Origin of the sequence: Microbacterium sp. (assembly GCF_035687345.1) — a bacterium.
GTDB lineage: Bacteria > Actinomycetota > Actinomycetes > Actinomycetales > Microbacteriaceae > Microbacterium.
Genome location: NZ_DASRXZ010000016.1, coordinates 1 through 13,804 on the forward strand (window position 1 = coordinate 1; position 13,804 = coordinate 13,804).

14 protein-coding genes are annotated in these 13,804 nt (G+C 70.1%); 7 read left to right on the forward strand and 7 right to left on the reverse strand.

Annotated elements, in window-relative coordinates:
• From VFF97_RS01270 to zapE, 6 genes are all read right to left on the reverse strand, one after another.
• Window positions 1-467: ABC transporter substrate-binding protein (locus VFF97_RS01270; RefSeq protein WP_325031682.1), on the reverse strand; the 467-nt coding region annotated here is incomplete at its 3' end.
• Between the two features lie 167 nt (window positions 468-634).
• A complete protein-coding gene (locus VFF97_RS01275) occupies window positions 635-1,252 on the reverse strand; it encodes a class I SAM-dependent methyltransferase (RefSeq protein ID WP_325031683.1) in 618 nt (205 codons plus the stop codon).
• A gap of 4 nt (window positions 1,253-1,256) precedes the next feature.
• Window positions 1,257-1,907, reverse strand: coding sequence for a hypothetical protein (locus VFF97_RS01280; protein WP_325031684.1), 651 nt, complete (start codon window positions 1,905-1,907; stop codon window positions 1,257-1,259).
• Complete coding sequence (locus tag VFF97_RS01285) at window positions 1,907-2,425, reverse strand: type II toxin-antitoxin system PemK/MazF family toxin (RefSeq protein ID WP_325031685.1); 519 nt, start codon at window positions 2,423-2,425, stop codon at window positions 1,907-1,909. Before VFF97_RS01285 ends, VFF97_RS01280 begins: the two co-directional genes overlap by 1 nt.
• Window positions 2,426-2,558: 133 nt before the next feature.
• Window positions 2,559-3,785 carry an ammonium transporter gene (locus tag VFF97_RS01290; RefSeq protein WP_325031686.1) on the reverse strand — a complete coding sequence of 409 codons (1,227 nt, stop codon included), beginning with the start codon at window positions 3,783-3,785 and terminating at the stop codon, window positions 2,559-2,561.
• Between the two features lie 215 nt (window positions 3,786-4,000).
• On the reverse strand, window positions 4,001-5,035 hold the full coding sequence (zapE, locus tag VFF97_RS01295; RefSeq protein WP_325031687.1) for a cell division protein ZapE: 1,035 nt from the start codon (window positions 5,033-5,035) through the stop codon (window positions 4,001-4,003).
• 159 nt (window positions 5,036-5,194) lie between these two features.
• Here zapE and VFF97_RS01300 point away from each other — a divergent pair, with 159 nt between their 5' ends.
• The 3 genes from VFF97_RS01300 to VFF97_RS01310 are packed head-to-tail and all read left to right on the forward strand — an operon-like array spanning window position 5,195 to window position 7,297.
• The gene (locus VFF97_RS01300) at window positions 5,195-6,100 is read left to right on the forward strand and encodes a sulfurtransferase (protein WP_325031688.1); all 906 of its coding nucleotides are present in this window, start codon (window positions 5,195-5,197) and stop codon (window positions 6,098-6,100) included.
• 40 nt (window positions 6,101-6,140) lie between these two features.
• On the forward strand, window positions 6,141-6,584 hold the full coding sequence (locus tag VFF97_RS01305) for a SufE family protein (RefSeq protein ID WP_325031689.1): 444 nt from the start codon (window positions 6,141-6,143) through the stop codon (window positions 6,582-6,584).
• Window positions 6,584-7,297 (forward strand): dihydrofolate reductase family protein, encoded by a 714-nt coding sequence (locus VFF97_RS01310; RefSeq protein WP_325031690.1) that lies wholly within the window; start codon window positions 6,584-6,586, stop codon window positions 7,295-7,297. The genes VFF97_RS01305 and VFF97_RS01310 overlap by 1 nt, the downstream gene beginning before the upstream one ends.
• On the opposite strand, the gene VFF97_RS01315 is transcribed toward VFF97_RS01310, so the two are convergent.
• Window positions 7,266-8,486: an alpha/beta hydrolase family protein gene (locus VFF97_RS01315; protein ID WP_325031691.1), complete on the reverse strand. Its 1,221-nt coding sequence runs from the start codon at window positions 8,484-8,486 to the stop codon at window positions 7,266-7,268. The two genes, VFF97_RS01310 and VFF97_RS01315, sit on opposite strands and share 32 nt — an antisense overlap.
• 25 nt (window positions 8,487-8,511) lie before the next feature.
• On the opposite strand from VFF97_RS01315, the gene VFF97_RS01320 reads away from it, so the two are divergent.
• The 4 genes from VFF97_RS01320 to VFF97_RS01335 all read left to right on the forward strand — a co-directional run bounded on the left by VFF97_RS01320 (window position 8,512) and on the right by VFF97_RS01335 (window position 13,730).
• Window positions 8,512-9,099, forward strand: a complete 588-nt coding sequence (locus VFF97_RS01320) for a DUF3000 domain-containing protein (RefSeq protein ID WP_325031692.1) — start codon at window positions 8,512-8,514, stop codon at window positions 9,097-9,099.
• A complete protein-coding gene (locus VFF97_RS01325; protein ID WP_325031693.1) occupies window positions 9,092-10,291 on the forward strand; it encodes a ribonuclease D in 1,200 nt (399 codons plus the stop codon). The genes VFF97_RS01320 and VFF97_RS01325 overlap by 8 nt, the downstream gene beginning before the upstream one ends.
• Window positions 10,292-10,362: 71 nt before the next feature.
• Window positions 10,363-11,568 (forward strand): thiolase family protein, encoded by a 1,206-nt coding sequence (locus tag VFF97_RS01330; protein ID WP_325031694.1) that lies wholly within the window; start codon window positions 10,363-10,365, stop codon window positions 11,566-11,568.
• Between the two features lie 17 nt (window positions 11,569-11,585).
• Entirely contained in the window at window positions 11,586-13,730 is a 2,145-nt protein-coding gene (locus tag VFF97_RS01335) for a 3-hydroxyacyl-CoA dehydrogenase NAD-binding domain-containing protein (protein WP_325031695.1), read from the forward strand.
• The last annotated feature ends 74 nt before the right edge of the window (window positions 13,731-13,804 follow it).

Consider the following 13,804-nt stretch of genomic DNA (forward strand, 5'->3'; position numbering starts at 1 on the left):
CCGTCCACTTCGGGAGGAAGGCCCACGATGGTGACGTCATCCTCAGTGAGTCCGACAGTCTCGAGCATCGCGAGGAGGAAGAAGTTCGCGGACGTGTTGCGCGGCAGCATGATCGTCTTGCCCTCGAGGTCCTCCAGCGTCTCGATGCCGGCGGACTTCCTCGCCACGAGCCGGAAGAAGCCCTCGGTGACGGTCATGATGATCCGCAGGTCGGGGTTCACGAGGGACTCGCGCAGCAACTGCGTCTCGGCGTTCGTCGCGAGGTCGACCTCGCCCGAAGTGATCCGCGTGATGCCGCCCTCCCCCACCTCCAGGCCGCCCGGGTAGAACTTGTCTGCGGCCACGAGCACGGGAGCGAGCTCGATCCAATAGCTGCCCGACACCGAGATCGGTGCCGGTGGCCCGCCACGGCCTTTGTCACGGCCCTGAGCCTCTACGGCGGACGCGCCCAGGAGGGTCAGCGTCATCGTGGAAACCGCCACAAGAGCGAGCGCGTTCCGGATCAGGCGGTGGGATCTCATCAGCGAGCCTTTCGGTTGCGTAATACGAACTTATGATTCACATTACGAACTTCATGCAACGCTGTCGAGGTCTCGGATGCATCGTGAGGGGCTCCCTCGTCAGCGGGGGCGCTTCACCAACCCCTCCTCCACTGCAGCATGACGCGGCCGTACAGCAGCCGCTTCACCGTGCTTCCCGGCAGCACCTCTTTCGCGATGCGCCGCAGGTCTCCGAGCGTGTCCTTGGGCGGCCACTGCGTCGGAGCCGTGTGCTCCCACTTGCCGCGCATCCTGATCGCGATTCCCCGCGCCACCCACGCGACCGCCACCCACGGCAGGTCACGCACACGCGGGCGCACGAACGTCACCACCCCGAGGACTCCCCCCGGCTCGACGAGCGATCCGAGGTGTTCGAGCGCCCGCCGCGTGTCCGACAGATGGTGCAGCGTCGCGTTCGACACCACCGCGTCGAATCTCGCCTCCGCGGGCGCGAGCTCGAAGACGTCCGCGAGGCGCCACTCGACGCGCGCGTCGGGGAATCGCGCCCGGGCACGCTCCAGCACGCCCTCGTCCCGATCCACCGCGACGACCGTCGGGAGGGACTTCGCGAGCCGGGCAGCAAGGAACCCGTCCCCGCAGCCCACGTCGAGCGCCACGCGCGCACCGGCCGGGACGGCCGCCGCCAGCCGGGCGTCGTCGTGGATGTTGACGTTCCACACGCGTCTGCCGGCATCCGTCACGCGCGCAGTCATGCGATCAGCCGGCGTGAACCGTCGCCTCGACGTGCTCCTCCGCCCGTTCTTCGTCATCGGAGCGCGGCGCCCACAGCGCGAACGCGATCGCGACGAGGCCGAGCGCGACCGCGGGGCCGTGCGGATAGTACGAGCTGACGAAGGTCGCGAGGGCGATGATCGGCAGCGTGAGCCCGAGGATGATCGCCTCCCACAGCGGCAGTCGCTTCGCCCCGGGCGCGAAAGCGACGACGATCCCCCAGATGCCCAGGACGATCAGCAACGGCCCCTCCCAGCCCCACAGGAACCGCAGCGGCGCACCTTGCCCGTGGTTCAGGTAGCTGAGGACGATCACGACCGCGAGCACGAGCAGCAGGGCTCCGTACACCCGCCCACTCCAGCCGACGCGCGCGAGGGTCGGCCCCATCGCGAGCCACAGCAGCACATAAGACACACCAGCCGCGGCGCCGAACATGAGGTAGAGATCCAGCAGACCCGCTTCTGCGAGTGCCGTGCGGATGCCCGTGTAGAACGGCGTGCGGGTGAGGGCGATGGCCCACTCGGGCGCCGCCGAACCCGACCACACCACCGTCTGCTGCGGCAGCAGGAAGAGCGCCCACAGCGACGCGATCGCCGCGAGCACCGCGCATCCGACTCGATTCGGCCACGCGCGCATCAGCCCGCCATCTTCCAGCCGTAGCGGCGGTGCAGGGCGTCCGCGACCCGTGCGAAGCGCTCGGAATCGAGGGCGGATGCCTCGCGGCGCATGCCGTCGACGTGGACGCTGTAGAGCTGGTCGATGTCCGCCCACGACGGACGGCCCTTCGAGTCCCATGGGCCGGATCCGACGTGGAGGAAGTCGCGGTCGCCGTCGTGGGACTGGCTCGTGAGCTTGATCGCGTAGACGCGATCAGCGTCCTGCCGGCCGATCACGAGCACGGGACGATCCTTGCCCCGGCCATCGCGCTCGACGTAGGGAACCCACGTCCACACGACCTCGCCCCCGTCGGGATCGCCGTCCGGCTCGGGTGCATAGTGCAGCTGCAGCGCCCCGGCGGCGGACGGGTCGAGCTCGACTGTCGCCGAGAGCCCTGTACGCCCCGGCTGATCCTCTTCGCCGATGATCGTGGAGGTGCGCTTGGACGGTCGGAGCAGCCCGCCCAGCGTTGCGAGAAGGCCCTTGCGTTTGGTCACGTCGAAACCCTAGCGCCGCAGTGCGCGCAGACCCGACAACGCCGCAGACACGGTGGAGGGGCGCCGCGGCTGCTGCCGCGACGCCCCTGCCCTGTGGTGCGAGCCCGGTGGGGGGATCCGGGCTACTGCGGAATCAGGCCCGGTCTGCCAGGAGGTAGCCCTCTTCGCCGTGCACGACCGTGTCGACACCGGCGATCTCGTCCTCGTTCTTGACGCGGAAGCCGAGCGTCTTCTCGATGGCGAAGCCGATGACCCACGCCGCGACGAAGGAGTAGATCAGCACGCCGAGCGCGGCGACCACCTGCAGCACCAGCTGCTCCCAGCCGCCACCGAGGAAGAGGCCGGTCTCGGTCGCGAAGAAGCCGAGATAGATCGTGCCGATGAGGCCTCCGACGAGGTGGATGCCGACCACGTCGAGCGAGTCGTCGTAGCCGAGCTTCCACTTGAGCTCGACCGCGAGGGCGCAGACGGCACCGGCGAGCACGCCGAGGAGCAGCGCCCAGCCCGGGGTCAGGTTGGCGCACGCAGGCGTGATCGCGACAAGACCGGAGACCGCGCCCGAGGCGGCGCCGACCGACGTGGCCTTGCCGTCCTTGAGCTTCTCGACGATCAGCCAGCCGATGATCGCGGCGGCGGTGGCGCCGAGCGTGTTGACGACGATGAGGCCGACGCTCGAGTCCGCGGTGCCGAGCAGGTTGAACGTGCCCTCCGCACCGGCGTTGAAGCCGAACCAGCCGAACCACAGGATCGAGGCGCCCAGCAGCACGAGCGGGACGTTGTGGGGCTTCTGGATGCCCTTCTGGAAGCCGATGCGCTTGCCCAGCACGAGCGCGAGCGCGAGAGCCGCGGCGCCGGCGTTGATGTGCACGGCCGTACCACCGGCGTAGTCGATGACGCTCGTCGAGAATCCGAAGGTCTCACCGAGGCTCATGACCCAGCCGCCGCCCCAGACCCAGGCCGCGACCGGGAAGTACACGAGCGTGGCCCAGACGCCGGCGAAGATCATCCATGCGCCGAACTTGGCCCGGTCGGCGATCGCGCCCGAGATCAGGGCGACGGTGATGATCGCGAACGTGGCGCCGAACGTGGCGCCCACGAGCGTGTCGCTGTCGGCGTTGGCGAGGCCGAAGTCCGAGAACGGGTTGCCGGCGAACGCCCACGGGCTCTCGACGGCGCTCATGTTGAACCCGTAGAGGACCCACAGCACGCCGACGAGCGCGAGCGAGCCGAAGCTCATCATCATCATGCTGACGACGCTCTTCGCCTTGACGAGGCCGCCGTAGAAGAACGCCACTCCCGGCGTCATGAAGAGCACCAGGGCCGTCGCTGCGACGGACCAGGCGAGGTTACCGCTGTCCATGAGAATCCTCATCCATGTCGTGTTACTCGAGGGACCCCGGAGGTCACGCGGTTTCGGGTTGCTTGGCTCCGGGCGAGCCCCAGTCTCGCGATGCAGGGTTTCCAGAGGCGTGCGTGTCTTGTTTCGCCCGCGTTACGCGACCCCGTCTGACGTAAACATCACGTTTCAGACCGGCGGGAACGCGCCGCGAGTTCGCTCAGCGGAGCGCGTACGGGTCACGCGAGGGTCGACGCGACGAGGCGCGAGATGGCCCGCAGATACTTCTTGCGGTAGCCGCCCGCCAGCATCTCGGCGGGGAAGACGCCGTCGAGCGTGATGCCCGTGGCGCGGATGGGGATCTGCGCGTCGTAGACACGGTCGATGAACGCGACGAAGCGGAGCGCGGCCGACTGATCGTCGAACTCCGAGACATCGCGGATGCCGACGAGCGACAGCCCCTCGATGAGGCGGATGTAGCGCGACGGGTGCACGCGCGCGAGGTGGGAGATGAGGTCGGAGAACGCGTCGTCCGACACGAGGCCGCGGGTCGCGGCATCCGTGATCTCGGCCTCGTATGCCTCGGCGTCGAGCGCGACCGCGTGCCCGTCGACCGCGCGGTGCCGGTAGTCGGTGCCGTCAATGCGGATCGTCTGGAAGCTCGAGGCCATCGCGTGGATCTCGCGCAGGAAGTCCTGCGCGGCGAAGCGCCCTTCGCCGAGCGCGTTCGGCGGGGTGTTGCTCGTCGCGGCGAGGCGCGTGCCGCCCGCGACGAGCTCGCCGAGCAGGCGCGTCATGACCATCGTGTCGCCCGGGTCGTCGAGCTCGAACTCGTCGATGCACAGCAGGTCGGCGCCGCGGAAGAGGTCGACCGTGTTCTTGTAGCCGAGAGCGCCGACGAGAGCCGTGTATTCGATGAACGAGCCGAAGTACTTCCGGCGCACGGGCATCGCGTGGTAGGTCGCCGCGAGCAGGTGGGTCTTGCCGACGCCGAAGCCGCCGTCGAGGTAGACGCCGGGCTTGAGCTCGGGGCCCTTCTTCGCGCGCTTGAAGAAGCCGCCCTTCGCGGGGGCCGCTCCCCCGCCGGCGAACGCGGTGAGGGCGTCCTTCGCCTCCTGCTGCGACGGGTACGCGGGGTCGGCCTGGTACGACTCGAACGTCGCCTCGTCGAACTGCGGCGGGGGCACGAGCTGGGCGACCATCTCGGCGCCCGACAGCTGGGGCGCCCGCTCTGCGAGGCGCACGATGCCGGAACGTGCCGCGGTCGTTGTCATGTGCTCGTCTCGTCATTCGACCGCAGGCGGAAGCCATGCGGTAACAGGATTACGGAAAGAATGCGCTCCCCCGCGCGGGACCCTATCGTCGTAGGCAGCGCGGCGAGGGATGGAAATACCCTACGCCGTTCCCGCACGCCAAGACCCGAGGAGCATCCGGTGACTGTTGAGTTCGACACGTCTTCGCCCAAGTTCGCCGAGTACGCGGAGCCCGGCCGGCTGGTGACCGGCGAGTGGCTCGAAGCACGCCTCGGGCAGCCCGGCCTCGTCGTGGTCGAGTCCGATGAGGACGTGCTGCTGTACGAGACAGGTCACATCCCGGGAGCGGTCAAGGTCGACTGGCACACCGAGCTGAACGACCCCGTCGTGCGCGACTACGTCGACGGCAAGGGCTTCGCCGAACTGCTCAGCAGCAAGGGCATCAGCCGCGACGACACCGTCGTCATCTACGGCGACAAGAACAACTGGTGGGCGGCGTACGCGCTGTGGGTGTTCTCGCTGTTCGGCCACGAGGACGTGCGCCTGCTCGACGGCGGTCGCGACAAGTGGATCGCCGAAGGCCGCCCGATCACGACCGAGCCCACCGTGCGCGAGCGCACCGAGTACCCCGTCGTCGAGCGCGACGACAGCGTCCTGCGCGCGTACAAGGACGACGTGCTCGCCCACCTCGGCAACCCGCTCATCGACGTGCGCTCGCCCGAGGAGTACAACGGCTCGCGCACGTCGGCACCCGCCTACCCCGAGGAGGGCGCGCTGCGCGCGGGCCACATCCCCACCGCGAAGAGCGTCCCGTGGGCGCGCGCGGTCGCCGAGGACGGCGGCTTCAAGCCGCGCGCCGAGCTCGACGCGATCTACCGCGAGGAGGCGGGCCTGTCCGACGGAGAGCCGATCATCGCGTACTGCCGCATCGGCGAGCGCTCGAGCCACACGTGGTTCGTGCTGAAGCACCTCCTGGGCTTCGAGAACGTCCGAAACTACGACGGCTCATGGACCGAGTGGGGCTCCGCCGTGCGGGTGCCCATCGTGACGGGTGACGCGCCCGGCGAGGTGCCCGGCCGCTCCTGAGCGCGGCCGGCGCCCAGGTGCCCGTGGGATGATTGAGCGGATGACCGAGACCACTCTGCCCGCGAGCCTCGCGGAGATCCGCGACGAGTTCCTCGAGCTGCCCGAGCCGGAGCGCCTTCAGCTGCTGCTCGAGTTCTCGAACGAGCTCCCGGCCATCCCCGCGCGCTACGAGGGCCATCAGGAGCTCCTCGAGCAGGTGCTCGAGTGCCAGTCGCCCGTGTTCATCGCGATCGAGGTCGACGACGACGACCGCGTGGCGATGTTCGCGACGGCGCCGCGCGAGGCGCCGACGACGCGCGGCTTCGCGAGCATCCTCGTGCAGGGGCTCTCTGGTCTGACGGTCGACGAGGCCCTCGCGGTGCCCGACGACTACCCCGACTCGATCGGCCTGCGCCGGGCCGTGTCGCCCCTGCGCCTGTCGGGCATGACGGGCATGCTCGCGCGCGCGAAGCGGCAGATCCGCGCCAAGCGCCACAGCTCCTGATGCTGGTCACCGAGGTCGTCCCGCGCACCCTCGAGACCGCGGATGCCGCGACCGACGCCGGCCGCGAATGGCTGGGTGCCCGCTACCGTCGCGACGACTCCGCCTACGTGCGGCTCAACATGATCACGAGCCTCACGGGCGCGGCATCCGGCGCCGACGGAACGAGCGACACGCTCACGAGCCGCGTCGACCGCGCCGTGCTCGGCGCGATCCGTCGCGACGCAGACGTCGTGGTCGTCGGCGCGCAGAGCGTCCGCACCGAAGGCTACGTCGTTCCCAAGTCGGCGCACCTCGCCGTCGTGACCGCGTCCGGACGCCTCGACGGGCACCGCCTCGAGCTCGACGCCGAGGTGGCCGCGCGCGTGCTGCTCGTCGTGCCCGAGGCCGGCGCCGACGGCATCGCCGAGCGCGCAGGCCTCGCCGACGTGCGTGTGCTCGCGATCCCCGCCGACGAGCGTCTCGACCCGCGCGCGATCGTCGCGGCACTCGCGGCCGAGGGACTCCCCCGCATCGTGTGCGAAGGCGGCCCGTCGCTCGCGGGTCAGTTCGCCGACGCCGGCGTCATCGACGAGTACTGCGTCACCGTCGCACCGACGATCGACCCCGTCGACGGCGCGTTCCTCCCTGTGCGGGCGCGCGTCGACGCGCGCGTCGCGGGCTTGCTCGTCGACGAGGCCGGCTTCAGCTATCTGCGTCTGCGCTCGCAGGGATGAGCCCCTGGCGGTCGAGCCAGTCACGGATGCTCGCCGTCCACCGCTCCTGGTCGTAGTTCCACAGCTTCGTGTGCCGGGCGACCTCGAACACCTGCATCTCCACGAGGTCGGGGCGCGCGACCACGAGGTCGTGGGACGCGTCGGACGGCACGAACCCGTCGTCGTCGCTGTGCAGGATGAGGATCGGATGCTGCAGCTCGTCGGCGCGCGCGACGACGTCGAGCTGTTCGAACGGAATGCGTCCGCCCGCCCGCGTGATCGTCGAGCCCCACTCCGATCCGAGCGCCCCGAGGGCGAGGTCCTTCACGGGGGCCGGCAGCTTCAGCATCCGCGCCTGGTAATCCAGCACGATGCGCCAGTCGATCACGGGCGATTCGAGCACAATCCCCGCGACCACGTTCCGGTGGGCAGAGTTGAGCGCGAGCTGCAGGACGATGGCGCCGCCCATCGACCACCCCATGAGGATGATCCTGCGTGCGCCGCGACGGCGCGCGAACCCGACTGCCGCGTCCACGTCGCGCCACTCGGTCGCGCCGAGCGTGTAGGTGCCCGCGCGACTGCGCGGCGCCTCGCCGTCGTTGCGGTACGACACGAGCAGACTCGTGATGCCGAGCCCGTGGAACAGAGGCACGGCGCGGAGGCACTCGGCCCGCGTGGTGCCGCGCCCGTGCACCGCGATCACCCACACGTCGCCGTCGCCGGCGGGGAACAGCCACGCGGGGCACGGGCCGAGCGGCGAGCCGATGAGCTCGGACGAGAACGGGAGCTGCAGGTCCTCGGGCCGGTCGAAATACCAGCCGCTGAACGCGGCGTCGCGCGAGATGCGCGCCTGCGGGCCGACGTGCGTGAGGAGCTTGCGCTTGACGCTCACCGCATCCTGCGCGAGGACCGACCCGAGCTTGAGGTAGTTCTCGGTGCCGCTCGTGAACAGACCGTACCGCCCCGGAAGCACCGTGTCGTCGGTGCGCTCGAGGGTGATGGTCTGCGCGGCCGTGTCGAGCGCGAGGATGCGCGTGTCCGCGACGCGGTCCGCCGGCGTCACGACGCGGCGGGCGACCCGCGTCGACAGCACGGCGAGCACAGCGAGGACGCCGGCGAGCGCCGCGCTCATGACCGTGAGCGCGGCCCTCACGCCGGCGACGAGTGCGGGAGAGGCGCCGCTGCTCGCGGCGCGCCTGGGGCTGGTCATCGACCCATCACTCTAGTCTGTCCGCGTGGCCGAGCTCCGCCCTCCCGAACCGTCGTCGTTCGCGCGCGCGGCCGCCGAGGTCCGGGCGACGAGATTCCGGGCTGATCTGGTGGTCCGTGAGATCCCCGCGCCCACGGGACTCGCCCCCGACGCCATCGCGCTCGCCGGGGACGTGCGCCCCGACGCCGACACCGGCGACTCCGTCTACGGCACGGGCCGTTTCGTGCTCCTGCACGACCCCGAAGAGCCGCCGCCGTGGAACGGTCCGTGGCGCATCGTGTGCTTCGCGCAGGCCCCCCTCGAGCCCGACATCGGGGCGGACCCGCTCCTGGCGGATGTAGCGTGGTCATGGCTGGCCGACGCGCTCGACGCGCATCGCGCCGGCTACCACTCCGCGTCGGGCACCGCGACGAAGACGATCTCGAAGGGGTTCGGCTCGCTCAGCAGCGAAGGCGACGGCTCGCAGATCGAGTTGCGGGCCTCGTGGTCGCCGGCGGGGCCGTTGGGGCCCCACGTCGAGGCCTGGGCGGAGCTGGTGTGCATGCTCGCGGGTCTTCCGCCGGGCTCGGAGGACATCGCGGTGATCGGGATACGAAGGACGACGCGTGGCTGAATACGACGTGCTCGCGGATGCCGCGGGCCTGGTCGCCGCCGCGCGCTCCCTCGCCGCGGGCACGGGCCCCGTCGCCGTCGACGTCGAGCGCGCGTCCGGTTTCCGCTATTCGCAGCGCGCGTACCTCGTGCAGGTGTTCCGGCGCGACGCAGGCATCTTCCTCTTCGATCCACCCGCGATCGGGGACTTCGACCCGCTGCAGGAGGCGATCGGCGACGCCGAGTGGGTGCTGCACGCCGCGAGCCAGGATCTCCCGTCGCTGCGCGAGCTCGGGCTCGAGCCCGCGTCGATCTTCGACACCGAACTCGCGGCCCGCCTGCTCGGACATGCGCGCGTGGGACTCGCCGCCGTCGTCGAGGACACGCTCGGCATCTCCCTCGCGAAGGCGCATTCCGCCTCGGACTGGTCCGCCCGACCGCTCCCCCAGGCGTGGCTCGAGTACGCGGCGCTCGATGTGGAGCACCTCGTCGACGTGCGCGACGCGCTCGCCGCCGAGCTCGCCGAGCAGGGCAAGACGCGTTTCGCCGAGGAGGAGTTCCGCGCCGTGCTCGAGCGCGAGCCGAAGCCCGCACGCGAGGAGCCGTGGCGCCGTCTGAGCGGCCTCCACGCCGTACGCGGCCGCAAGGCGCTCGCCGTGGCCCGCTCGCTGTGGATGGCGCGCGAGGAGTTCGCGCAGGCCGAGGACGTCGCCCCGGGCCGCCTCGTGCCCGACCGGGCGCTCGTCGCCGCGGTGCTCGCCGACCCGAAGAGCAAGCAGGAGCTCGCGGGCCTCAAGGAGTTCACCGGCCGCGCGAGCCGCACGCAGCTCGACCGATGGTGGGCGGCCATCGAGCGCGGGCGCGCCGAGAAGGACCTTCCGCTCGAGCGCGCGCCACGCGGGGACTCGCTTCCTCCCCCGCGCGCGTGGGCCGATCGCAACCCCGCGGCCGACGCGCGTCTGAAGGCGGCGCGTCCCGCCGTCGAGGAGGTCGCCACGGCGCTGTCGATGCCGGTGGAGAACCTGCTCACGCCCGATCTGCTGCGCCGCGTCGCGTGGGCGCCGCCCGAACCTGTGACTGCGCAGTCGATCTCCCGAGCACTGGCTGAACTGGGCGCCCGGACGTGGCAGATTGAACAGACGGCACAGGTGATCGCCGACGCGTTTGTGGCTTCCGCGCAAACGACGGCGACGACTTCGGATGCCGCTTCGTAGGTTGCATCAACCGATTTCGTGATACCCAGTCCCACAATAGGCTGGACGCGATCCCAATACTTGGAGGCAGAGTGGCCGAGACCTCGGACGTCTTCTTCGTCGATGGAATGCGCACCCCGTTCGGGCGCGCCGGCGAAAAGGGCATGTACTGGAACACGCGCGCCGACGACCTCGCCGTGAAGGCGACGATCGGACTTCTCGAGCGCAACACCGACGTTCCGAAGGACCGCATCGACGACGTCGCGATCGCGGCGACGTCGCAGACCGGCGACCAGGGACTCACGCTCGGGCGCTCGGTGGCGATCCTCGCGGGGCTCCCGCAGACGGTGCCCGGCTTCGCGATCGACCGCATGTGCGCGGGCGCGATGACGAGCGTCACCACGATGGCCGCGTCGATCGGCGTCGGCATGTACGACCTCGCCCTGGCGGGCGGCGTCGAGCACATGGGGCACCACCCCATCGGCTCGAACGCCGACCCGAACCCGCGGTTCGTCGCCGAGCGCATGGTCGACCCGGGTGCGCTCAACATGGGCGTCACGGCGGAGCGCATCTTCGACCGCTTCCCGCACCTCACCAAGGAGCGCTCCGACCGCTTCGGCATGCTGAGCCAGCACAAGGCGCAGGCGGCATACGACGCGGGCAAGATCCAGCCGGATCTCGTGCCCGTCGCGATCAAGGACGCCGACGGTGCGTGGGGCCTCGCGACCGAAGACGAGGGTCGCCGCCCCAACACGACGATGGAGGACCTCGCCGGCCTCAAGACGCCGTTCCGTCCCCACGGCCGCGTCACAGCCGGCACCTCGTCGCCGCTCACCGACGGCGCGACGATGTCGCTGCTCGCCGGCGGAGCCGCCGTCAAGGAGTTCGGCCTCCGGCCCAAGATGAAGCTCGTCTCGTTCGCCTTCGCGGGTGTGCAGCCCGAGATCATGGGCATCGGTCCGATCCCGTCGACCGAGAAGGCGCTCAAGAAGGCCGGTCTCACGATCGATGACATCGGCCTGTTCGAGCTCAACGAGGCTTTCGCGATCCAGGTCATCTCGCTGCTCGATCACTTCGGCATCGCCGACGACGACCCGCGGGTCAACCAGTGGGGCGGCGCGATCGCCCTCGGTCACCCGCTCGCGGCATCCGGCGTTCGCCTCATGATCCAGCTCGCGGCGCAGTTCGCCGAGCGTCCCGACGTGCGCTACGGCCTGACCGCGATGTGCGTCGGCCTCGGGCAGGGCGGGTCCGTGATCTGGGAGAACCCGCACTACGACGGCAAGAAGAAGCACTGAGGACCGGGAAACGATCGATGACTGACTACGAAAAGGTCGACTTCTCTCCGCTCGACGCGCTCGCGGAGGGCGAGGTCGTCACGCACTCACGCGTGCGCGACATCCGCCTGCCCTCCGGCAAGGTCCTCGCGCTCATCACGCTCGACAACGGTCGCGACCACACCCGTCCGAACACGCTCGGCCCCGCGACGCTCAAGGAGCTCGGCGCCACGCTCGACGCGCTCAAGGCGCGCGCGGCCGCCGGCGAGATCCAGGCGGTCGGCGTCACCGGCAAGCAGTACATCCTCGCCGCGGGTGCCGACCTGTCCGACATCTCGCGCGTGGGCTCGAAGGACAACGCCCGCCTCATCGCGCAGCTCGGCCACCACGTGTTCGGCAAGCTCGACGAGCTCGGCGTGCCGTCGTTCGCTTTCGTGAACGGGCTCGCGCTCGGCGGCGGTCTCGAGATCGCCCTGAACTCGACGTACCGCACGGTCGACGCGTCGGCCGCCGCGCTCGCGCTCCCCGAGGTGTTCCTGGGCCTCATCCCCGGATGGGGTGGCGCCTACCTGCTGCCGAACCTCATCGGCATCGAGAACGCGCTCGAGGTCGTGATCTCGAACCCGCTCAAGCAGAACCGCACGCTCAAGCCGCAGCAGGCGTTCGACCTCGGCATCGTCGACGCGATCTTCCCGGCGGCGAACTACCTCGAGGACTCGCTGCGCTGGGCCGACGGCGTGCTGTCGGGCGCCATCAAGGTCGAACGCAAGAACAAGCCGGGCAAGCTCGAGCGCACCATGAAATGGCCGGTCGCGATCAAGGTCGCGCGCGGCATGCTCGAGTCGAGGATCGGCACGGTCCCCCGCTCGCCGTACGTCGCGCTCGACCTGCTCGACAAGGCACGCAGCGGCACGAAGGCCGAAGGCTTCGAGCGTGAGGACGAGGCTCTCGCGGAGCTCGTCGCCGGCGACCAGTTCGCCGCGTCGATGTACGCGTTCGACCTCGTGCAGAAGCGCGCGAAGCGCCCGGTCGGCGCGCCCGCCAAGGAGCTCGCGAAGAAGGTCACGAAGGTCGGCATCATCGGCGCCGGCCTCATGGCGAGCCAGTTCGCGCTGCTGTTCGTGCGCAAGCTGCAGGTGCCGGTGCTCATCACCGACCTCGACCAGGAGCGCGTCGACAAGGGCGTGGCCTACATCCACGAGGAGATCGGCAAGCTCGAGGCGAAGGGCCGTCTCGACGGCGACACCGCCAACAAGCTGCGTGCGCTCGTGACGGGCACGACCGACAAGAGCCTCTACGCGGACTGCGACTTCGTCATCGAGGCCGTCTTCGAAGAGGTCGGCGTCAAGCAGCAGGTGTTCGCCGAGATGGAGCAGATCATCGCCGAGGACGCGATCCTCGCGACGAACACCTCGTCGCTCTCCGTCGAGGAGATCGGCTCGAAGCTCGCGCACCCCGAGCGGCTCGTCGGGTTCCACTTCTTCAACCCGGTCGCGGTCATGCCGCTCATCGAGATCGTGAAGACGCCGCAGACGGCGGATGCCGCGCTCTCGACCGCGTTCGTCGTCGCGAAGCACCTCGGCAAGAACGCGGTCCTGACCGCCGACGCGCCGGGCTTCGTCGTGAACCGGCTTCTCGCGAAGGTCATGGGCGAGGCCGCCCGCGCCGTCTACCAGGGCACTCCCCTGCTGACGGTCGAGAAGGCGTTCCAGCCGCTCGGCCTCCCGATGACGCCGTTCCAGCTCATCGACCTCGTCGGCTGGAAGGTCGCCGCCCACGTGCAGGACACGATGGTGCGCGCGTTCCCCGACCGCTTCTACGCGAACGAGAACTTCCACGCGCTCGCGGAGCTGCCGGAGGTCGTCGAGAAGGACAAGAGCGGCAAGGTCACCGGCTGGACGAAGGCCGCCGAGAAGACGCTCAAGGGCGCGGTCGGCTCGACTCCGGCGACCGAGGACGAGATCCTGCGCCGCGTGCAGGACGGCCTCGCGCAGGAGATCAAGATCATGCTCGACGAGGGCGTCGTCCCCGAGGTCGAAGACATCGACCTGTGCTTGATCCTCGGCGCCGGCTGGCCGTTCATCGACGGCGGCGCGTCGCCGTATCTCGATCGCGAGGGCGCATCCGAGCGCGTCTTCGGCGACACCTTCCACCACCCGCCCATCAAGGGCGTCGGCGCCTGACCTGTTCCAGCACAGACAGGAGAAGGGCGGTCCCCACGGGGGCCGCCCTTCTCCCTTCTCCCGCCCGGTCCGCA